The sequence below is a fragment of the Streptomyces sp. NBC_00400 genome, assembly GCF_036048035.1.
Classification (GTDB): domain Bacteria; phylum Actinomycetota; class Actinomycetes; order Streptomycetales; family Streptomycetaceae; genus Streptomyces.
The window spans coordinates 1,287,975-1,307,047 of sequence record NZ_CP107940.1 but is presented as its reverse complement, the minus strand read 5'-3'; the positions used below and the strand labels follow the sequence as shown (position 1 = coordinate 1,307,047).

Annotated in this window: 19 protein-coding genes; 6 read left to right on the top strand and 13 right to left on the bottom strand. The window is 70.9% G+C overall.

Features of this window, described 5'->3' with window-relative positions; translation table 11 throughout:
* The first annotated feature begins 25 nt into the window (after window positions 1-25).
* From OHS81_RS05825 to OHS81_RS05810, 4 genes are all read left to right on the top strand, one after another.
* Window positions 26-538 (top strand): O-acetyl-ADP-ribose deacetylase, encoded by a 513-nt coding sequence (locus OHS81_RS05825; RefSeq protein WP_328383077.1) that lies wholly within the window; start codon window positions 26-28, stop codon window positions 536-538.
* A 70-nt stretch (window positions 539-608) separates the two neighbouring features.
* Window positions 609-1,922 carry a diacylglycerol/lipid kinase family protein gene (locus OHS81_RS05820; RefSeq protein ID WP_328383075.1) on the top strand — a complete coding sequence of 438 codons (1,314 nt, stop codon included), beginning with the start codon at window positions 609-611 and terminating at the stop codon, window positions 1,920-1,922.
* A 133-nt stretch (window positions 1,923-2,055) separates the two neighbouring features.
* Entirely contained in the window at window positions 2,056-3,528 is a 1,473-nt protein-coding gene (locus tag OHS81_RS05815) for an AlkA N-terminal domain-containing protein (protein WP_328383073.1), read from the top strand.
* 10 nt (window positions 3,529-3,538) lie between these two features.
* Window positions 3,539-4,084 (top strand): methylated-DNA--[protein]-cysteine S-methyltransferase, encoded by a 546-nt coding sequence (locus OHS81_RS05810; RefSeq protein ID WP_328383072.1) that lies wholly within the window; start codon window positions 3,539-3,541, stop codon window positions 4,082-4,084.
* Between the two features lie 51 nt (window positions 4,085-4,135).
* Here OHS81_RS05810 and OHS81_RS05805 read toward each other — a convergent pair whose 3' ends face one another.
* From OHS81_RS05805 to OHS81_RS05795, 3 genes are all read right to left on the bottom strand, one after another.
* Window positions 4,136-5,380, bottom strand: coding sequence for a GDSL-type esterase/lipase family protein (locus tag OHS81_RS05805; protein WP_328383070.1), 1,245 nt, complete (start codon window positions 5,378-5,380; stop codon window positions 4,136-4,138).
* A 99-nt stretch (window positions 5,381-5,479) separates the two neighbouring features.
* Window positions 5,480-6,049: a TetR/AcrR family transcriptional regulator gene (locus OHS81_RS05800; RefSeq protein WP_328383068.1), complete on the bottom strand. Its 570-nt coding sequence runs from the start codon at window positions 6,047-6,049 to the stop codon at window positions 5,480-5,482.
* A gap of 139 nt (window positions 6,050-6,188) precedes the next feature.
* The gene (locus OHS81_RS05795) at window positions 6,189-6,947 is read right to left on the bottom strand and encodes an enoyl-CoA hydratase (RefSeq protein WP_328383067.1); all 759 of its coding nucleotides are present in this window, start codon (window positions 6,945-6,947) and stop codon (window positions 6,189-6,191) included.
* Window positions 6,948-6,984: 37 nt separating this feature from the next.
* On the opposite strand from OHS81_RS05795, the gene OHS81_RS05790 reads away from it, so the two are divergent.
* Entirely contained in the window at window positions 6,985-7,515 is a 531-nt protein-coding gene (locus tag OHS81_RS05790; protein ID WP_328383065.1) for a DinB family protein, read from the top strand.
* A gap of 76 nt (window positions 7,516-7,591) precedes the next feature.
* On the opposite strand, the gene OHS81_RS05785 is transcribed toward OHS81_RS05790, so the two are convergent.
* The 3 genes from OHS81_RS05785 to OHS81_RS05775 form a co-directional block, all read right to left on the bottom strand.
* Window positions 7,592-7,768 (bottom strand): hypothetical protein, encoded by a 177-nt coding sequence (locus OHS81_RS05785; protein WP_328383063.1) that lies wholly within the window; start codon window positions 7,766-7,768, stop codon window positions 7,592-7,594.
* Between the two features lie 251 nt (window positions 7,769-8,019).
* Window positions 8,020-8,865, bottom strand: a complete 846-nt coding sequence (locus tag OHS81_RS05780) for a nucleotidyltransferase domain-containing protein (protein ID WP_328383061.1) — start codon at window positions 8,863-8,865, stop codon at window positions 8,020-8,022.
* 39 nt (window positions 8,866-8,904) lie between these two features.
* Window positions 8,905-9,408, bottom strand: coding sequence for an NUDIX domain-containing protein (locus OHS81_RS05775; protein WP_443058831.1), 504 nt, complete (start codon window positions 9,406-9,408; stop codon window positions 8,905-8,907).
* Between the two features lie 213 nt (window positions 9,409-9,621).
* On the opposite strand from OHS81_RS05775, the gene OHS81_RS05770 reads away from it, so the two are divergent.
* Entirely contained in the window at window positions 9,622-10,746 is a 1,125-nt protein-coding gene (locus OHS81_RS05770; protein ID WP_328390932.1) for a glycerate kinase, read from the top strand.
* Between the two features lie 127 nt (window positions 10,747-10,873).
* Here OHS81_RS05770 and pssA read toward each other — a convergent pair whose 3' ends face one another.
* From pssA to ccrA, 7 genes are all read right to left on the bottom strand, one after another.
* Window positions 10,874-11,734: a CDP-diacylglycerol--serine O-phosphatidyltransferase gene (gene pssA / locus OHS81_RS05765; RefSeq protein WP_328383057.1), complete on the bottom strand. Its 861-nt coding sequence runs from the start codon at window positions 11,732-11,734 to the stop codon at window positions 10,874-10,876.
* Complete coding sequence (locus OHS81_RS05760) at window positions 11,721-12,368, bottom strand: phosphatidylserine decarboxylase (protein WP_093491318.1); 648 nt, start codon at window positions 12,366-12,368, stop codon at window positions 11,721-11,723. Before OHS81_RS05760 ends, pssA begins: the two co-directional genes overlap by 14 nt.
* A 170-nt stretch (window positions 12,369-12,538) precedes the next feature.
* Window positions 12,539-13,744, bottom strand: a complete 1,206-nt coding sequence (locus tag OHS81_RS05755) for an acyl-CoA dehydrogenase family protein (protein ID WP_328383052.1) — start codon at window positions 13,742-13,744, stop codon at window positions 12,539-12,541.
* Between the two features lie 2 nt (window positions 13,745-13,746).
* On the bottom strand, window positions 13,747-14,271 hold the full coding sequence (locus OHS81_RS05750; protein ID WP_328383050.1) for a MaoC family dehydratase: 525 nt from the start codon (window positions 14,269-14,271) through the stop codon (window positions 13,747-13,749).
* A gap of 5 nt (window positions 14,272-14,276) precedes the next feature.
* Window positions 14,277-15,275 (bottom strand): HpcH/HpaI aldolase/citrate lyase family protein, encoded by a 999-nt coding sequence (locus OHS81_RS05745; protein ID WP_328383048.1) that lies wholly within the window; start codon window positions 15,273-15,275, stop codon window positions 14,277-14,279.
* On the bottom strand, window positions 15,272-17,284 hold the full coding sequence (locus OHS81_RS05740) for a protein meaA (RefSeq protein WP_328383046.1): 2,013 nt from the start codon (window positions 17,282-17,284) through the stop codon (window positions 15,272-15,274). Before OHS81_RS05740 ends, OHS81_RS05745 begins: the two co-directional genes overlap by 4 nt.
* A gap of 39 nt (window positions 17,285-17,323) precedes the next feature.
* Window positions 17,324-18,661 (bottom strand): crotonyl-CoA carboxylase/reductase, encoded by a 1,338-nt coding sequence (gene ccrA, locus OHS81_RS05735; RefSeq protein WP_328383044.1) that lies wholly within the window; start codon window positions 18,659-18,661, stop codon window positions 17,324-17,326.
* Window positions 18,662-19,073 lie beyond the last annotated feature (412 nt).

The following is a 19,073-nucleotide window of genomic DNA, read 5'->3' as shown; positions in this document are numbered from 1 at the left end:
CCGACCCTCCCTAGGCTCGGACACCATGAGCACTTCCCTCACCTTCGTCCAGGGCGACATCACCGAACAGACCGTGGACGCCGTGGTCAACGCCGCCAACTCCTCGCTGCTCGGCGGCGGGGGCGTGGACGGCGCGATCCACCGGCGCGGCGGCCCGGAGATCCTGGCCGAGTGCCGCGCGCTGCGCGACTCCCACTACGGCCGCGGCCTGCCCACCGGTCAGGCCGTCGCCACCACCGCCGGCCGGCTGCCCGCCCGCTGGGTGATTCACACCGTCGGCCCCGTCCACTCCGACAGCGAGGACCGCAGCGATCTGCTCGCCTCCTGCTATCGCCAGGCGCTGCGGGTGGCCGACGAACTGGGCGCACGGACCGTCGCCCTTCCGGCCATCTCCACCGGCGTCTACCGCTGGCCCGTGGCCGACGCCGCCCGGATCGCCGTCGAGACGGTGCGCGACGCGGACACCGCGGTCGAAGAGGTGCGCTTCGTCCTCTTCGACGAGCGCGCGTACGCGGCATTCGCCGCGCAGGGCGACTGACCGCGGACCGTACGGGCCGACGACCGTACGGGCCGACCGGCGGCATACGTGCAAAGGGAGGTGCGAGGCCATGGACGGACGCTGGCTCGCCCGTCTGTCACTGGCGGCGGGGACGGTGGCGGTGCTGGTCCTGCTGCTGTTCGCCGGGCTGCGGAGCGTCGTCCTGGTGGGCGCGGGCGCGGCCGGTCTGGCCGTCACCGCGGCCGGCGTGTGGTGGGTGCTCGCGCACCGGGGCGTGGTGCGGGCGCTGGCTCTCGTCCTGGCCGTGGCGGCGCCGCTCGCCGTCCTCGTGCTCTATGTCGCCGCCGGGCTGCTCTGGGTGGTGCTGGTCTCGCTCGGGCTGTGGGCGCTGGCCGTCTCCGCGGGCCGGGCCGCGCTGGTGGGGGAGACCGGCCAGGCCGCCCCGCGGGAGTCGCCGGCCGACCGCCCCGCCCGGCCCTTCCTGATCATGAATCCGCGCTCGGGGGGCGGCAAAGTCGGGAAGTTCCAGCTGGTGGGGAAGGCCGAGGAGCTGGGCGCCGAGGTCGTGGTGCTGGATCCCGCACATCCGCAGGACGTGGCCGCCCTGGCCCGCCGCGCCGTCGACGAGGGCGCGGACCTGCTCGGCGTGGCCGGCGGTGACGGCACCCAGGCGCTGGTCGCGGGCGTGGCGGCGGAGCGCGGTATCCCGTTCCTGGTGATCTCCGCGGGGACCCGCAACCACTTCGCCCTGGACCTCGGCCTCGACCGCGAGGACCCCTCGACCTGCCTGGAGGCCCTGACCGACGGCGTCGAGCTGCGGGTCGACCTCGGCTACGTCGGCGACCGCGTCTTCGTCAACAACGCCTCCTTCGGCGCCTACGCCGCGGTGGTGCAGAGCCCGGCGTACCGCGACGACAAGGCCCGTACGATCCTCGATCTGCTGCCGGACCTGCTGACCCGGCACAGCGGCCCGCGGCTGGCCGTCCGTGCCGGCACCACGGCTCTCGACGGGCCGCAGGCCGTACTGGTGAGCAACAACCCGTACCGCATGGGTGATCCGGCGGGGCTGGGTCGCCGGGAGCGGCTGGACTCCGGCCTCCTGGGCGTGCTGGGCGTGCACGTCGACAACGCGGCGCAGGCCGCCTGGATGCTGCGCGGCCGCCGCGGCCCCGGGCTGACCTCGCTCACCGCCACGGACGTGGTCATCGGCGCCGACGCGTCCGCCGTCCAGGCGGGCGTCGACGGCGAGGCCCTGACCCTGCCCACACCGGTCCGCTGCCGGATCGCACCCGGCGCCCTGCGCGTACGGGTGCCCCGCCACCGCCCCGGCGTGCCGCACAGCGCACCGACGATGAACTGGCGCCGGGTACGGCGGCTGGCCGCGCGGATGGGGCGGGCGGCACGGGGGCGCGCTGCCGGCTGAGCGCGATCCACCCCGCCCTGCCGACGACCTGCGTCCCCTTGGCAGTCCAGGTGACCTGCGCCGTCCCTGGTAGCCCGACGTTGATGTCGGATTCTCGCCAGCCGGATGGCGCCGACTGAGCAATCCTGAGGGCATGCACACCGACACCGAGCGTTGTCTGCGCGCCGTGCAGTCCAAGGATGCCCGCTTCGACGGCTGGTTCTACACCGCCGTCCTCACGACCCGTATCTACTGCCGCCCCAGCTGCCCCGTGGTGCCGCCCAAGCCGGAGAACATGCGGTTCTACCCGAGCGCGGCCGCCGCCCAGCAGGCCGGGTTCCGGGCCTGTAAGCGGTGCCGGCCGGACGCCAGCCCGGGCTCTCCCGAGTGGAACGCGCGCGCCGACCTCGTCGCCCGCGCCATGCGGCTGATCGCCGACGGCATCGTCGACCGTGAGGGTGTTCCCGGGCTCGCGGCCCGGCTCGGCTACAGCACCCGGCAGACGGAGCGCCAGCTGCTGGCGGAGCTGGGGGCCGGGCCGCTCGCCCTGGCCCGCGCCCAGCGTGCGCAGACCGCCCGCCTCCTGGTGGAGACCACGGCACTGCCGATGGCCGATATCGCCTTCGCCGCCGGTTTCGCCAGCATCCGCACCTTCAACGAGACGGTACGGGAGGTCTTCGCGCTGTCCCCGACGGAGCTGCGGCAGCGCGCCAGGCCGGGGCCCCGTGCGGCGGTGCCCGGCGCGCTCGCGCTGCGGCTGCCCTTCCGGCAGCCGCTGAACCCCGACAACCTCTTCGGGCACCTCGCCGCCACCGCGGTCCCCGGCGTCGAGGAGTGGCGGGACGGCGCCTACCGCCGGACCCTGAACCTCCCCTACGGGCACGGCATCGTCGCCCTCGCACCCCGACCCGACCACATCGACTGCCGCCTCTCCCTCACCGATCTGCGCGATCTGGCGGGTGCCATCGCCCGCTGCCGCCGGATGCTCGACCTCGACGCGGATCCGGAGGCCGTCGACGGGCTGCTTCGCGAGGACCCGCTGCTGGCGCCGCTCGTCGACAAGGCACCGGGACGACGGGTCCCGCGGACGGTCGACGCCGAGGAATTCGCGGTCCGTGCCGTCCTCGGCCAGCAGGTGTCCACCGCGGCGGCCCGCACCCACGCCGGACGGCTGGTCCGTGCGCACGGCGAACCCGTCGACGACCCGGACGGCGGCCTCAGCCACCTCTTCCCGACGTCCGCCGCGCTCGCCGAGCTGGACCCGGACGCGCTGGCGATGCCCCGCACCCGCCGTGCCACCCTCACCGGCGTCATCGCCGCCCTCGGCTCCGGCGCGCTGCACCTGGGCGTCGGCAGCGACCGCGACGAGGCCCGCGAACGGCTCGCGGCACTGCCGGGCATCGGCCCCTGGACCGTCGAATGCATCGCCATGCGCGCGCTCGGCGACCCGGACGCCTTCACACCGACCGACCTCGGGCTGCGCCGTGCGGCCGCCGGGCTCGGCCTGCCGCACACCCCGGCCGCCCTCACCCGGCACTCCGCGCGCTGGCGCCCCTGGCGCGCCTACGCCGTCCAGTACCTCTGGGCGACCGACGACCACCCCATCAACCACCTCCCGACGAACTGAGGCCGCAGCCATGACGGTTCACCCACCCGCACCCGACGCGCCCCGCACCCACACCGTCCTGGACGGCACCCCGGTGGGGCCGCTCACCCTGGTCGCCGCCGGCCAGACCCTCACCGGTCTGTACATGACCGACCAGCGCCACCGTCCGCCCCAGGAGACCTTCGGCGCTCCGGGGGACCCCGACGACCCGCCGTTCGCCGCGGCCATCGCCCAGCTCCGGGCCTATTTCCGCGGGGAGTTGACCACCTTTGACCTGCCGCTCGCACTGCGCGGCACGCCCTTCCAGCGCCGGGTCTGGTCGGCGCTGGGCACCATCCCGTACGGCGAGACCCTGTCGTACGGGCAGCTCGCCGAACGGCTCGGCGTCCCGACGGCGGCCCGCGCGGTCGGTCTGGCCAACGGGCGCAACCCGGTCGGCATCATCGTCCCCTGCCATCGCGTCGTCGGCGCCAACGGCAGTCTCACCGGCTACGGGGGCGGACTCGACCGCAAGCGCCGCCTGCTCGCCTTCGAGCGGACGGCGGACGGCCTGTTCCCGGCGGAGGCGTGCGGGTGACGGAGCACCGGGGCTCGCTCGCGGCTCATGGGTGGCGAGCGAGCCCCGGTGTCATGCGCTGCGGTCCGTGAGCTTGCGGTCCGTGGAGCTGTGGTCCGTGAGGCTGCCGTCCGTGAAGGGGCGGTCCGTGAAGGGGCCGTCGGCCCGGAAGACCAGCTGGCCGAAGCGTTCACCGATGCGGCGGTGGGTGGCGGCATCCGGGTGGAGCTGGTCGGGCAGCGGCAGTTCGGCGGAATCGGCCTCGCCGTAGAGGTCACGGCCGTCGAGGTAGTGCAGGTTCGGGTCCTCGGCCGCCCGCTGCTGCACGATCCGGGCCAGCTCGTCCCGGATGACGCCCAGGGTCAGTTTGCCGTGCGCCCGTTCCGCAGGGTCGCCGGTGGCCCGGAACCTCAGTTGCCCGGTGCTGAGAGCGGTGAAGTCAGGGGCGCTGGGGCCGGGCGTGTCCTCGTGGATGGGGCACAGGAGGGGCGAGACGACCAGCAGCGGGGTGGCGGGGTGGCCTTCGCGGATGGTGTCGAGGAAGCCGTGGACGGCAGGGATGAAGGCCCGCAGGCGCATCAGATCGGCGTTCACCACATTGATGCCGATCTTGAGGCTGATGAGATCGGCGGGCGTGTCCCGCAGGGCGCGGGCGGTGAACGGGTCGAGCAGGGCGCTGCCGCCCATGCCCAGGTTGATCAGTTCCACTCCGGCGCGGGTGGCGGCGAGTGCGGGCCAGGTGGTGGTGGGGCCGGCGGCGTCGGAGCCGTGGCTGATCGAACTGCCGTGGTGCAGCCACACTTTGCGGCCCCGGTCCGGCGCCGGCTCGACGGGGGCGTCGGTGCGCAGGGCGATGAGTTCGGTGGTCTCGTTGTGCGGCAGCCAGATCTCTATGTTCTTGAGGCCGTCGGGCAGGCCGGAGAAGCGGAGGGTACCGGCGGGGCCGGGCTGCTGCTCGGCGGTTCCGGCGGCCATGTCGATGGTCAGGGTGTTGCCGCCGCTCACGCCGGCCCGGCCGGCCAGACGGCCGTCGACCAGCAGGTCGTACACGCCGTCCGGGCGGGGCGGTGCACCCACGTAGACCCGCTTGGTGGGCAGCGCGTCCAGCTCGATGGCGGTGGCCCGGGTCCGGAAGACCAGCCGTACGCCGGAGGGCTGGGATTCCGCCATGGCGAGCTGACCGTCCATGTACTGCGCGCGGGCCCGGGCGGGCAGCCGGTGCGGCAGCACCCCGTGTGCGGTGTGTTCCAGGTCGAGGGCTCCGCGCAGGAGGTCCGCGGTGAGGGGGGTGGTGATCCAGTGGTGTTCGGTGTTCATCGTCCCAGCCTGGTGATCAAGATGCCGAAGCGTGCGTGGAGATGCGGTGATGGGCTTGCGGGCTTGCGGGCTTGCGCGCTGATGCGGTGACCGCGGTGATCAGGGCCCGGGCCAGTTCCGCAAAAGGGCGTCGAGGCGGTCCAGGATCCACGACCAGGTTTCCTGCGAGTCGGGAGCGCTGTGGCTGAAGCCGCCGGCCGTCTCCAGACTGATGTAGCCGTGGAAGACGCTGCCCAGCAGCCGGACGGCGTGCGTCTGGTCCGGCTCCGTCAGGTCGTAGCCGCGCAGGATCGCCCGCGTCATCTGCGCATGTCTGGGCCCCGCGCTCGCCGCCGCCGTCTCCGGATCGAGCCGGAGACGCGCCGCGGCGTAGCGGCCGGGGTGCTCCCGGGCGTAGTCGCGGTAGACGTGGGCGAAGGCGGCGAGGGCGTCCTTCCCGGCCCGGCCGGCCAGGGCGGCGGCGACCCGGTCGGCAAGTTCCTCCAGCGCGAGCAGGGCGATCCTGGTCTTGAGGTCCTGGGAGCTCTTCAGGTGCGCATACAGACTCGCGGCCTTGACGTCGAACCGTCTCGCCAGCGCCGAGACGGTCACCTGCTCAAAGCCGACCGCATCCGCCAGTTCCGCCCCCGCCTGGACCAGGCGTTCCGTGGTCAGTCCTGCGCGTGCCATGGCCTCCCCTTCAGATGACTAAAGGGATTATGCATTTGCCTATAGGGTGTAGGCAAATCGGCAACCTGGGCACGCCTCGCGCTCCGCACGCCTCGCGCTCCACGCATCCCGCGCTCCACGCACCGGACCGTGCCCGGGACTAGCGCTTGAGGAAGTCCTCCATGTAGCGGCCGAACTCCTCGCTGCCCACGGATGACGCCTGCGCCCACGACTCGAAGTCGAGCGACGTGGGGAAGTCGGACGTCGCAGCGATCCGCACCGACCGCTTGATGTCGGCATTGAGATCCTTGCTGCGCTGCGCGTACCGGGCGGCCAACTCCGTGGCTTTGGCCTCGGGATCCTCGGCCAGCAGATTGGCCAGGCCCCGTCGTACGGCGTCCTCGGCCTTGATGATGTCGCCCGACAGCAGCGCCGCAGTGGCATGCGCGGGACCCATGCGTTCGGTCAGCAGAAAGGAACAACCACCCCCGGGATGCAGGCCGATGTCGGCAAACGTCGGCCCGAAAGCGGCGCGCGGACCGGCGATGACGATGTCGCAGGCAAGAGCGATATTGAGCCCGGCGCCCACGGCCGCGCCCTGGACGGCAGCGATCGTGGGGATCGTGAGGTCACGGAGGCCGAGGAACGAGGCGTAGACCGATTTCAGATGTGCGCGGAGTTCGTGCACCGGCCTGGTGATGTCGCCGAACATGCTCTCCAGGTTCGCTCCGGCACAGAAGGCCGTGCCGGCCCCGGCGACGATCAGGGCGCGAGCGTCCGCGTCGGCGGCGACGGCGGCGATGGCGGCCGCGAGTTCGCCGAGCAGGTCGAGGTCGAGGGCGTTGCGGCGTTCGGGCGCGTTGAGGCGGATGGTGCGGAGCGGGCCATCACTGTCGAGCAGGACAAGGTCTGAATTCATGGGGCTCAGACTAAAACGGTGCCTTAAGGTCCTCGTCATGGTGCACACAATCGAGCCCGCGGCAGAACCTCCGGTGACGCTCACCAGCCCGTACGAGCTGCTGACCGGCTACCTCGACTTCTACCGGGACGCTGTGCTGCGCAAGGTGCAGGGAATGTCCGACGAAGAGCTGAGAAACAGCCGTCTGCCCACCGGCTGGGCACCGCTGGGCTTGCTCAAGCACCTGGCCTGCGTGGAACTGCGCTGGCTGCAATGGGGGTTCAGCGGCGAGGATGTCGAAAATCCGTGGGGTGAATTTCACGATAGGCCCGGACCGTGGCACGTGGAATCCGGAGAATCCTTCGAGGATGTCAAGGAATTCTTCCAGGAGCAGTGCGCCCGGTCCCGCGCCATTGTCTCCGAAGCACGGCTGGAGGACCGGGCCGCCACCCTCGGCGGACGCGTTCCGGCCGAGGAAGACCGGCCAACCCTGATCTGGATCCTCTTCCATCTGCTGCAGGAGTACGCACGACACGTAGGGCACCTCGACGTCGCACGTGAATTGGCGGACGGAGCCATCGGCGAATAGGCCGGCGGAAGTGCCCCTGCGCACTCCGGACCGGCCAGGAGCGTCCGCTGCCCGCTCCGGAGTGCGCAGGGCCAGGTCAGCCCATGGTGGCCAGAGTGAGGTCGGCGACCACGCACAGGCCGCCGACCTGAGCCACCAACACTCCGGCGGATACCGCCAGCGCCGTGCCTGTCCTCAACCAGCGTCGTGCCACGACGTACGCAAGGCAGGTGACGACCAGAAGGAGAATGCAGAGCATCACTGCGAGGGTCATGCTGCCCCCAGGGGTCGGGGCCGGCGAGAAGCCGGCCCGAGAAGGTCTTCCCGGTCCATGCCACACCTCCGGGTCGAGTGCCGCTCTCGAAGAGGCAGTGCAACGGCCTCCGGTTGCCTTTACGCGCCCGTGCCGGCTGCTCCGTGTCTGCCCGGCCGCGCACGGATGCGCCTCCGGCGCCCGCTGCCGGGGCCGGGCCGCTGCCGGGGCCGGGCCGTGCCCTACCGAGCCCCGCCGGCCCGTCTCCGGCATCAGCCCCCGGTCACACCGGCCACACCGGCCGCGCCGCCCACGCCAACCACGCCCCGCACCTCGTCCACCAGCTCTGCCGCGGCCTCCAGCGAGCGCTTCAACTCCGTTCCCCCGTGGCCGATACCGCCGAGCAGGGCGGCGGCCCGGGCACCGAAGCCGGGCGGTGTCTCCGGCATCGCCGAGGCCGCCGCGAGCGCGCCCTTCTCATTGAGACACCAGAGGCGGTGATGGGCGTGCAGCGCCTGGACGAGGTAGCCGACGGCCCGGGACAGACACAGTGCCGCATGCAGCACGTCCCGGGCCGCGGACGACTTGCCCGCCATCGCCACCGAGAACCCCGCGTCCCAGACGCCGTCACGGGTCAGGGCCTTGCGCAGGGCTTCGGGATAGGTCCGGGTCTCCTGCCGGAGGCGGTCCAGCTCCCCGTCGGTATCGGCCAGCACCCGGCCCAGCGCCACCTCACCCGGGTAGGCGGGGGACCAGAAGCCGAGGGGGTGGCCGGCCTGGACACCGATCTCGAAGCGGCCCTCGCGGCACTCCTCCCACACCTGCCGCACCCGGTCGACATCCCGCAGGATCCAGTCCACCTGCCTCCCGTCGGGCAGCACGAGCCAGGCCCCGCCGTTGACCCATGCGCCCCAGGCCCCCGGTCCGTACACCTCGACGGGGCCGCCGGTCACCTCCGCGGCCAGCGCCTCCAGCGCCGCCAGATCCGGCGCGCCCCGGTAGTAGACGCCCACATCCCAGTCGGAGTCCGGCCGGTGGGTGCCCCGTGCCCGGCTTCCCCCGAGCATCACTCCGACAACTCCCGGCACCTGCGCGACCTTCGCGGCAATCTCATCCATCCCGCCACGCTAGAGGAGACACCGCAGTCGCCGCCCGCCTTATCCCGACGTACTGTCAGCCCCGGCCGGCAGCACGCCGTCCTCCAGTTCCGCCGGGCCGCCGCCGTCCGCGAGGGCCTTCAGCGCGGCGCCGAGGCGCAGGGCCATCCCGCGGGTGACCAGGGTCTGGGCCTCGTCCCAGTGCACCATGCGCCAGGACAGCAGCTCGTCCTCCTGGACACGGATCGCGGACAGCTGCGCGGCGTCCAGCACTCCGCCGTCGTAGAGGTAGAACACCAGCGGCGGCCGGTCCGTGCCGCGTACCCAGTCGACGGCGAGCAGCGGGCCCGGCTTGACGTCCAGGCCGATCTCCTCGGCGGTCTCACGGCGGGCGGCCTGCCGGGGCGACTCGCCGTGGTCCGACTCGACGGTGCCGCCCGGCAGGATCCAGGTGTCGCGGTAGTTGGGCTCCACGAGCAGGAGGCGGCCCTCCGCGTCGCGGAAGATGACGCCCGCGCCCGCGAGCACGCGGGGCAGGCCGGCGAGGTAGGTGGCGTAGTCCATGGTGGTCACGGCGCGAGCCTAGACGGAACGGGGCCGGGGCCGGGCGCGTCCCGCCGGACTTCACGGCGCACCCCGGGGGCGCTCGGCTGCACCGCGGAGCGAAGTGCCCTGGTCGCCGGACCCCTCGCCGGATAAGGTCACAGCGGCGCGACTGCCCGTACGAAAGCAAGGGGAAACACGGTGGCGGACGCAGCAAGGACTTCTTCGGCACAGGTGCTGATCGCCGCGGACAAATTCAAGGGCTCGCTCACGGCCGTCGAGGTCGCCGAGCATGTCACGGCCGGTCTGCGGCGTGTGGTTCCCGGTCTGGACGTGGCGGCCGTGCCGGTCGCCGACGGCGGCGACGGTACGGTCGCGGCGGCACTCGCGGCCGGCTTCACCCGCCACGAGGCACGGGTCACCGGCCCGACCGGTGCGCCGGTGACGGCCACCTTCGCGCTGCGCGGCGAAGGCACCGCGGTGGTGGAGATGGCGGAGGCCTCCGGGCTCCAGCAGCTGCCGGCGGGCGTCTTCGCGCCCCTGACGGCGACCACGTACGGCACCGGCGAGCTGCTGCGCGCGGCCCTCGACGCGGGCGCGACCTCGATCGTCTTCGGCGTCGGCGGCAGCGCCACGACCGACGGCGGCGCCGGCATGCTCGCGGCGCTGGGCGCCCGGTTCCTGGACGCGGACGGCGAGCCGGTCGCCCCCGGCGGCGGTCCGCTGCGCGACCTGGCCACGGCCGATCTGTCGGGGCTGGACCCCCGGCTGGCGAAGACCGCGATCGTGCTGGCCAGCGATGTCGACAACCCGCTCACGGGTCCCAAGGGCGCCCCGGCGGTCTACGGCCCGCAGAAGGGCGCGAGCGAGGAGGACGTGGCCACGCTGGACGCCGCGCTGACGCACTACGCCGAGGTGCTGGGGCGGGCGGTGGGACCGAAGGCCGCGGAAGCCGCCCTGGCACCCGGCGCGGGCGCGGCGGGCGGGATCGGCTATGGCGCGCTGGTCGGCCTGGACGCGGCCTTCCGGCCCGGCATCGACGTGATGCTCGACGTCCTGGGCTTCGCCCCGGCGCTGGCGAAGGCCACTTTCGTCATCACCGGTGAGGGCTCGCTCGACACCCAGACGCTGCACGGCAAGGCGCCGGCCGGGGTCGCCGCCGCGGCCCGTGCGGCCGGCGTGGACGTGGTCGCGGTCTGCGGCCGGCTCCAGCTGCCGCAGGAAGCGCTCGGCGCGGCCGGCATCCGGCGGGCCTACGCCCTGACGGATCTGGAGCCCGACCCGGCCCGCTGTATGGCCGAGGCGGGCCCGCTGCTGGAGCGGGCGGCGGAGCAGCTGGCGCGGGACTTCCTGGTCTGAGGCGCGGTGCGGCCCGCCGCGGGCCGCACCACCACGGGCACAACGCCGCGGGCCCCGGGCGAAAGAATTCGCTCGGGGCCCGCGGCGTTGTCCGGTTTTTGCGTCCGGGTGGTGCGTCCGGGTGCTGCTAGGGGAGCTGTGCGGCGCGGGACTCGGCCCGCGACTCGCGGCGGTTGTCGCGGAAGGTGTTCACCCTCCGGGCCGTCGCGAACAGCGGGATCATCGCGCCGAGGACCACCTGCAGGGCGCAGCCGGTCTGCAGCAGCAGCTGGCCGCCGGGGGCGTCCAGCGCCCAGGCCGTCAGCATGCCCATGCTGAGCACGATCCAGCTGAGCATCGCCACCGCGAGCCGCCCCCGCGGCTTGGGGTACTCGACCCGGCTCACCATCAGCCAGGCCACCCCGACGATCGCCAGCAGCGTCGGCACGAACGGCAGCTCCAGCAGCACGATGGCGACGACGGTCAGGGCGCCGAACGGGCCGGGCATGCCCTGGAAGATTCCGTCACGCATCGGCACGCAGGAGAACCGCGCAAGCCGGAGCACCACCGCCAGCAGCACCACGACGGCCGCGACCACGGACACCCGCTGGTTCGCGTCCTGGGCGACCATGCCCCAGGTCACGACGAAGTACGCGGGCGCCAGGCCGAAGCTGATCAGGTCGGAGAGGTTGTCGAGCTCGGCCCCCATCGCCGAGGCCCGCAGCTTGCGCGCCACCATCCCGTCGAAGAGGTCGAAGACCGACGCCAGCAGCATCAGGATCACGGCCATCGCCGCGCTGTGCCGGGCCATCCCGCCGTCCTCGTTCCCCGTGAGGTGCGGGATCAGCACGCCGGTGGTGGTGAAGTACACGGCCATGAAGCCGCAGATGGCGTTGCCGAGGGTGAGGGTGTCCGCTATCGACAGCCGCGTGGACAGCGGCATGTCGTCCTCGTCCTCGTCGGCCTCGGGCACCCAGCCCGCCTGTGTCTCGGGATCAATCACGGTCAAGACGAGTCACCCCCGCGGTGGTCGCCTGGCCGACCTCGACCGCCACCTCGACGCCCTCCGGGAGGTAGACGTCGACGCGCGAGCCGAAGCGGATCAGTCCGATCCGCTCACCCTGCTCGACCTTGGTGCCCTGGGGCACGTAAGGGACGATGCGGCGGGCCACCGCGCCGGCGATCTGCACCATCTCGATGTCGCCGAGCTCGGTGTCGAAGTGCCAGACGACCCGCTCGTTGTTCTCGCTCTCCTTGTTGAACGCCGGGACGAACCCGCCGGGGATGTGCTCCACGGACGTCACCGTGCCGGCCAGCGGCGCACGGTTGACGTGGACGTTCAGCGGGCTCATGAAGATCGCGACGCGGGTGCGTCCGTCCTTCCACGGCATGATGCTCTGCACCACGCCGTCAGCCGGGGAGATGACACGGCCCTGAGCGATCTCCCGCTCGGGGTCGCGGAAAAACCACAGCATGCCCGCCGCCAGTGCGGTGGTGGGCACGGCAACGGCGGCCCAGCGACCCGACCGGCGGGACCGGGCGAGGCTGACCGCTGCCGTGGCAACGGTCGGCAGGAGCCACGGCGACGCTCCGCGCGCGAGGCGGACGCTACCGCGTTGTGCAGAGGATTGGCTGTGGGGCATGGATGACCTTCGTAGCGGAGGATGCCGCGTATGGATACGGGGGACGGCGGCTTTCCGGGGATGCTATCGGTTACGAGCGGCAACTGGCCAAGAGCCAGAGCCAATCCGTGGCCGAAGAACGATGACGGGGTGTGATCTTCGTCTAGGACAAAGCAGCCCAAACGGGATGTTCACCCCTGGATCCGGTACTCCTCCAGTAGCCGTCGCCCAATGATCATTTTCTGGATCTCGGCGGTTCCTTCGCCGATCAGGAGCATCGGGGCCTCGCGGTAGAGCCGCTCGATCTCGTACTCCTTGGAGAAGCCGTAACCGCCGTGGATGCGGAAAGCGTCTTCCACTACCTCCTTGCAGTACTCGGAGGCCAGGTACTTCGCCATACCCGCTTCGAGGTCGTTTCGCTGGCCCGAGTCCTTTTTGCGAGCGGCATTCACCATCATCGCATGCGCCGCTTCGACCTTTGTTGCCATTTCGGCCAGTTTGAACTGGATGGCCTGGTGCTGCGCGATCGGCTTGCCGAAGGTGTGCCGCTGCTGGGCGTACGAAACACCCAGCTCGAACGCGCGCTGGGCGACGCCGCAACCGCGGGCGGCCACATTGACCCGGCCGACCTCGACGCCGTCCATCATGTGATAGAAGCCACGTCCGGTCTCGCCGCCGAGCACCCGATCGGCCGGGATCCGCAGCCCGTCCATGATCAGCTCGGTGGTGTCGACGCCCTTGTAGCCCATCTTGTCGATCTTGCCCGGAATGGTCAGGCCGGGGCGCACCTCACCGAAGCCGGCCTCCTTCTCCACGAGGAAGGTCGTCATCGACTTGTGCGGGGCGGTGCCCTCCGGATGGCCCTCGTCCGTCCGGCACAGCACCGCGACGAGCGTGGACGAACCACCGTTGGTGAGCCACATCTTCTGGCCGTTGAGGACGTACTCGTCGCCGTCGCGCACGCCCTTGGAGGAGATGGCCGAGACGTCCGAGCCCAGCGCCGGCTCCGACATCGAGAAGGCGCCGCGGATTTCACCGGCCGCCATCTTCGGCAGGAAGTAGTCCTTCTGCTCCTGGGTGCCGTGCTGCTTGAGCATGTACGCCACGATGAAGTGGGTGTTGATGATGCCCGACACGCTCATCCAGCCGCGGGCGATCTCCTCGACGGTCAGCGCGTAGGTGAGCAGGGACTCGCCCAGCCCGCCGTACTCCTCGGGAATCATCAGGCCGAACACGCCGAGTTCCTTCAGGCCCTCGACGATCTGCGACGGGTACTCGTCGCGGTGCTCCAGTTCCGTGGCGACCGGCAGGATCTCCTTGTCCACGAAGTCGCGGACGGTGGAGAGGATTTCCCGCTGGATGTCGGTCAGGCCCTCGGTCTGCGCGAGACGGGTCATGGCTACTTCTCCTTCTTGGCCGTCGGGGCCTGCAGCTCCGGGCGGCCGGGCTGCTCGCCGCCGCGCTCCTTGATGTAGGTGGCCGTGGGGACCATGACCTTGCGCCGGAAGACGCAGACCAGGGTGCCGTCCTGCTTGTAGCCCTTGGTCTCGACGTACACGATGCCGCGGTCCGTCTTGGAGCGCGAGGGCGTCTTGTCCAGGACGGTGGTCTCGCCGTAGAGCGTGTCGCCGTGGAAGGTCGGCGCCACGTGCTTCAGCGACTCGATCTCCAGGTTGGCGATGGCCTTTCCGGAGACGTCGGGCACCGACATGCCCAGCAGCAGCGAGTAGATGTAGTTGCCGACGACGACGTTCTTGCCGAAATCGGTGGTCTGCTCCGCGTAGTTGCTGTCCATGTGCAGCGGGTGGTGGTTCATCGTGAGCAGACAGAAGAGGTGGTCGTCGTATTCGGTGACGGTTTTCCCGGGCCAGTGCTTGTACACATCGCCGACGGTGAACTCTTCATAGGTACGGCCGAACTGCATGGTGCTTATGCCTCCGGGGCCTCGAACTTGGATGTGCGGGTCATGCCGGCGGCCCGGCCCTTGCCGGCGACGACCAGTGCCATCTTCCGGCTCGCCTCGTCGATCATCTCGTCGCCGAGCATCGCGGAGCCCTTGGCGCCGCCCGCCTCCGAGGTGTGCCACTCGTAGGCGTCCAGGATCAGCTCGGCGTGGTCGTAGTCCTCCTGGGAAGGGGAGAACACCTCGTTGGCGGCCTCGACCTGGCCCGGGTGCAGTACCCACTTGCCGTCGAAGCCGAGGGCGGCGGCGCGGCCGGCGACCTCGCGATAGCCGTCAACATTCTTGATCTGAAGGTACGGACCGTCGATCGCCTGCAGATCGTAGGTGCGGGCCGCCATCAGAATGCGCATCAGAATGTAGTGATAGGCATCCGCCCCATAGCCGGGCGGCTGCTCGCCGACCACCAGGGACTTCATGTTGATGGACGCCATGAAGTCGGCCGGGCCGAAGATGATGGTCTCCAGGCGCGGCGAGGCACCGGCGATCGCGTCGACGTTCACCAGGCCCTTGGCGTTCTCGATCTGCGCCTCGATGCCGATCCTGCCGGCCTCGAAGCCCATGGTCTTCTCGATCTGCGTCAGCAGCAGGTCCAGCGCCACGACCTGCTGGGCGTCCTGGACCTTCGGCAGCATGATGCAGTCGAGGTTCTGCCCCGCGCCCTCGACGACCGTGATGACGTCCCGGTACGTCCAGTGCGTCGTCCAGTCGTTGACCCGTACGACCCGGGTCTTGCCCGTCCAGTCGCCCTGGTTCAGCGCCTCGACGATGTGGTGGCGGGCGCCCTCCTTGGCGAGCGGCGCGCAGGCGTCCTCCAGGTCCAGGAAGACCTGGTCGGCCGGGAGGCCCTGGGCCTTCTCCAGAAAGCGCGGGTTGCTGCCGGGGACCGCGAGACAGGAGCGCCGTGGCCGCAGACGGTTGCGACCTTCGCCCGGGGTGGTGGCGGGCGACGGGTGGGCCTGGGTCATGCGGGGACCTCCAGGGGGTCGAGCTGGTTCGCTTTCCGGATCTCGTCGACGATACGGCCGATGATCTCCGTAATACCGAAGTCCTTGGGGGTGAACACTGCCGCCACTCCGGCTTCCCGGAGCGCTGCCGCATCGGCGGAGGGGATGATGCCGCCGACGATGACGGGCATGTCGTCGACGCCGGTGCGCCGCAGGCGGGCCAGGACGTCCGGGACCAGCTCGGCGTGCGAGCCGGAGAGGATCGACAGGCCCACGCAGTGCACGTCCTCGGCGACCGCGGCCGAGACGATCTGTTCCGGGGTCAGCCGGATGCCCTGGTAGATCACCTCGAAGCCGGCGTCCCGGGCCCGTACGGCGATCTGCTCGGCGCCGTTGCTGTGCCCGTCCAGGCCGGGCTTGCCGACCAGCAGCCGCAGCTTTCCGCTGCCGAGTTCGGCCGCGGTCTTGGCGACCTTCTCGCGGACCGCCGCCAGCGGGCTGCCTTCCTCGGCGGCGACCGCCAGGGGGGCGCTGGAGACGCCCGTGGGGGCCCGGAACTCGCCGAAGACGTCCCGCAGCGCCCAGGCCCACTCGCCGGTCGTCACCCCGGCACGTGCGCACTCCACGGTGGCGGCGAAGAGGTTGCCGTCACCGGCCGCGGTCTTCTTCAGGACCGACAGCGCCTCCTGGGCGCGTGTCTCGTCGCGGTTGTCCCGCCAGTCGTGCAGCGCCCGGACCACCCGCGCCTCGTTGGCCGGGTCGACGGTCATGATGGCCGTGTCGAGGTCCGCGGTGAGCGGGTTGGGCTCGGTGCCCTCGAAGCAGTTGACGCCGACGATCTTCTCGTCGCCGGCCTCGATCCGGGCCCGACGCTCGGCGTGCGCGGTGACCAGCTGCGACTTGAGGTAGCCGGACTCCACCGCGGCCATTGCGCCGCCCATCTCCTGGATCCGCTCGATCTCGGCGAGGCAGTCGGTGACCAGGGCGTCCACCTTGGCCTCGATGACGTGCGAGCCGGCGAAGATGTCCTCGTATTCGAGGAGGTCGCTCTCGTGGGCGAGGACCTGCTGGATGCGCAGCGACCACTGCTGGTCCCAGGGCCGCGGCAGACCCAGGGCCTCGTTCCAGGCCGGGAGCTGGACGGCGCGGGCGCGGGCGTCCTTGGAGAGCGTGACGGCCAGCATCTCCAGGACGATCCGCTGGACGTTGTTCTCCGGCTGTGCCTCGGTCAGGCCGAGCGAGTTGACCTGGACGCCGTAGCGGAACCGGCGCTGCTTCTCGTTCTCGATGCCGTAGCGCTCGCGGGTGATCTTGTCCCAGATGCGGCCGAAGGCGCGCATCTTGCACATCTCCTCAACGAACCGGACACCGGCGTTCACGAAGAACGAGATACGGGCCACGACATCACCGAACTTCTCCGGCGGTACCTGGCCGGAGTCCCGCACCGCGTCCAGCACCGCGATCGCGGTGGACATCGCGTACGCGATCTCCTGGACCGGCGTGGCGCCCGCCTCCTGCAGGTGGTAGCTGCAGATGTTGATCGGGTTCCACTTGGGGATGTGCGCCACCGTGTACGTGATCATGTCGGTGGTCAGCCGGAGCGAGGGTCCCGGCGGGAAGACGTGCGTCCCGCGCGAGAGGTACTCCTTGACGATGTCGTTCTGCGTCGTCCCCGACAGCTTGGAGATGTCGGCGCCCTGCTCCTCGGCGACCACCTCGTACAGCGCCAGCAGCCACATGGCCGTCGCATTGATGGTCATCGAGGTGTTCATCTGGTCCAGGGGTATGTCCTGGAACAGCCGTCGCATGTCGCCGAGGTGGGACACCGGGACCCCGACCCGGCCGACCTCGCCGCGGGCGAGGATGTGGTCGGGGTCGTAACCGGTCTGCGTCGGGAGGTCGAACGCGACCGACAGACCCGTCTGGCCCTTGGCGAGATTACGCCGGTACAGCTCGTTGGACGCCTCGGCGGTGGAGTGGCCGGCGTAGGTCCGCATCAGCCACGGACGATCCTTCTGACGCTCAGTCATATCAGGCCCGTATCTTCGTGGTCCGGAGTCCGAGTTGCCTCAGACGTTCCGGAACCGGTTGATGGCGTCGAGGTGCTTGGCGCGCATTTCTTCGTCCCGCACGCCCATCCCCTCCTCGGGGGCCAGTGCCAGCACGCCGACCTTGCCCTGGTGGAGGTTGCGGTGCACGTCGTACGCCGCCTGTCCGGTCTCCTCGAGGCTGTACGTCTTCGACAGCGTCGGGTGGATCTTGCCCTTGGCGATCAGGCGGTTGGCCTCCCACGCCTCGCGGTAGTTGGCGAAGTGCGAGCCGACGATCCGCTTCAGCGACATCCACAGGTAGCGGTTGTCGTACTCGTGGTTGTAGCCCGAGGTGGAGGCGCAGGTGACGATGGTGCCGCCCTTGCGCGTGACGTAGACGGAGGCGCCGAAGGTCTCCCGGCCGGGGTGCTCGAAGACGATGTCCACGTCCTCGCCGCCGGTCAGCTCGCGGATGCGCTTGCCGAAGCGCTTCCACTCCTTGGGGTCCTGGTGGTGCTCGTCCTTCCAGAACTTGTAGCCCTCGGCGTTGCGGTCGATGATCGCCTCGGCGCCCATCTTCCGGCAGATCTCCGCCTTCTGGTCGGAGGAGACCACACAGATCGGGTTGGCGCCACCGGCCAGCGCGAACTGGGTGGCGTAGCTGCCGAGTCCGCCGCTGGCACCCCAGATCAGGACGTTGTCGCCCTGCTTCATCGCCGCGCCGTTCTGCGAGACGAGCTGGCGGTAGGCGGTCGAGTTGACCAGACCGGGCGACGCCGCCTCCTCCCAGCTCAGGTGCTTGGGCTTGGGCATCAGCTGGTTGGACTTGACCAGCGCGATCTCAGCCAGGCCGCCGAAGTTGGTCTCGAAGCCCCAGATCCGCTGCTCGGGGTCGAGCATGGTGTCGTTGTGGCCGTCGGAGGACTCCAGCTCGACGGACAGGCAGTGCGCCACGACCTCGTCGCCGGGGCCCCAGGCATTGACGCCCGGCCCGGTGCGCAGGACCACGCCCGCCAGGTCGGAGCCGATGACGTGGTACGGCAGGTCGTGCCGCTTGGTGAGCGGGGAGAGCTTGCCGTAGCGCTCCAGGAACCCGAACGTCGACATCGGCTCGAAGATCGAGGTCCAGACGGAGTTGTAGTTCACGGAGGAGGCCATCACGGCCACCAGCGCCTCGCCCGGGCCCAGCTCGGGCACCGGCACGTCGTCGACGTGCAGCGACTTGCGCGGGTCCTTCTCCTTGGTCTCCAGGCCGGCGAACATCTCGGCCTCGTCCTTGTGCACGGTCACCGCGCGGTAGGACTCGGGGAGGGCCAGGCCGGCGAAGTCGGCGCTGGTGGTGTCGGGCGCGAGGATTGCGTCCAGGATTTCGTTCACGGGGTGCCTCCGGCGAAGCGCGTTGGGGAAACGGCTTGAGGGAACGTCGGGGTGGTGCGGGAGGTGGTGCCGTCGGTTCGGCCGGGGTGGCGCCGTTGCCGTCGCCTCTGCGGGGGTCGCAGAGCCGTCGGCCGCGGTGCCTGGCAGCGCTGGCTCCGCTTCGCTTCGCCTTTGCTCGTGACAAGGGCCTTGGAAGCAAAGCAGCGCGGGCTGGCTGGTGCCTGTGACGCAGGCATCCGGGCGGACAGCCACATAGGGCTGGTGGGACAGCCGGCGTGCGTGGGTTCGCAGCACGCCGGCCGCCCGGACACCCTCAACGTATGACACCGCGTGCCAGTCGACAAGACACTGAGTGCCAAGAATTTCTCTCAGATGTCATCCGGACGGCACGCATGAGCAAAAGAGGCCCGCT

Bases quoted from the DNA above. Each gene is read 5' to 3' on its own strand.
- OHS81_RS05825 (WP_328383077.1), top strand. From the start codon at position 26: ATGAGCACTTCCCTCACCTTCGTCCAGGGCGACATCACCGAACAGACC.
- OHS81_RS05785 (WP_328383063.1), bottom strand. From the start codon at position 7,768: ATGACCCTCGCAGTGATGCTCTGCATTCTCCTTCTGGTCGTCACCTGC.
- OHS81_RS05790 (WP_328383065.1), top strand. From the start codon at position 6,985: ATGGTGCACACAATCGAGCCCGCGGCAGAACCTCCGGTGACGCTCACC.
- OHS81_RS05810 (WP_328383072.1), top strand. From the start codon at position 3,539: ATGACGGTTCACCCACCCGCACCCGACGCGCCCCGCACCCACACCGTC.
- OHS81_RS05780 (WP_328383061.1), bottom strand. From the start codon at position 8,865: ATGGATGAGATTGCCGCGAAGGTCGCGCAGGTGCCGGGAGTTGTCGGA.
- OHS81_RS05800 (WP_328383068.1), bottom strand. From the start codon at position 6,049: ATGGCACGCGCAGGACTGACCACGGAACGCCTGGTCCAGGCGGGGGCG.
- OHS81_RS05745 (WP_328383048.1), bottom strand. From the start codon at position 15,275: ATGACCCAGGCCCACCCGTCGCCCGCCACCACCCCGGGCGAAGGTCGC.
- OHS81_RS05755 (WP_328383052.1), bottom strand. From the start codon at position 13,744: ATGACCCGTCTCGCGCAGACCGAGGGCCTGACCGACATCCAGCGGGAA.
- OHS81_RS05805 (WP_328383070.1), bottom strand. From the start codon at position 5,380: ATGAACACCGAACACCACTGGATCACCACCCCCCTCACCGCGGACCTC.
- OHS81_RS05775 (WP_443058831.1), bottom strand. From the start codon at position 9,408: ATGGACTACGCCACCTACCTCGCCGGCCTGCCCCGCGTGCTCGCGGGC.
- OHS81_RS05815 (WP_328383073.1), top strand. From the start codon at position 2,056: ATGCACACCGACACCGAGCGTTGTCTGCGCGCCGTGCAGTCCAAGGAT.
- OHS81_RS05795 (WP_328383067.1), bottom strand. From the start codon at position 6,947: ATGAATTCAGACCTTGTCCTGCTCGACAGTGATGGCCCGCTCCGCACC.
- OHS81_RS05760 (WP_093491318.1), bottom strand. From the start codon at position 12,368: ATGCCCCACAGCCAATCCTCTGCACAACGCGGTAGCGTCCGCCTCGCG.
- OHS81_RS05820 (WP_328383075.1), top strand. From the start codon at position 609: ATGGACGGACGCTGGCTCGCCCGTCTGTCACTGGCGGCGGGGACGGTG.
- OHS81_RS05740 (WP_328383046.1), bottom strand. From the start codon at position 17,284: ATGACTGAGCGTCAGAAGGATCGTCCGTGGCTGATGCGGACCTACGCC.
- OHS81_RS05750 (WP_328383050.1), bottom strand. From the start codon at position 14,271: ATGCAGTTCGGCCGTACCTATGAAGAGTTCACCGTCGGCGATGTGTAC.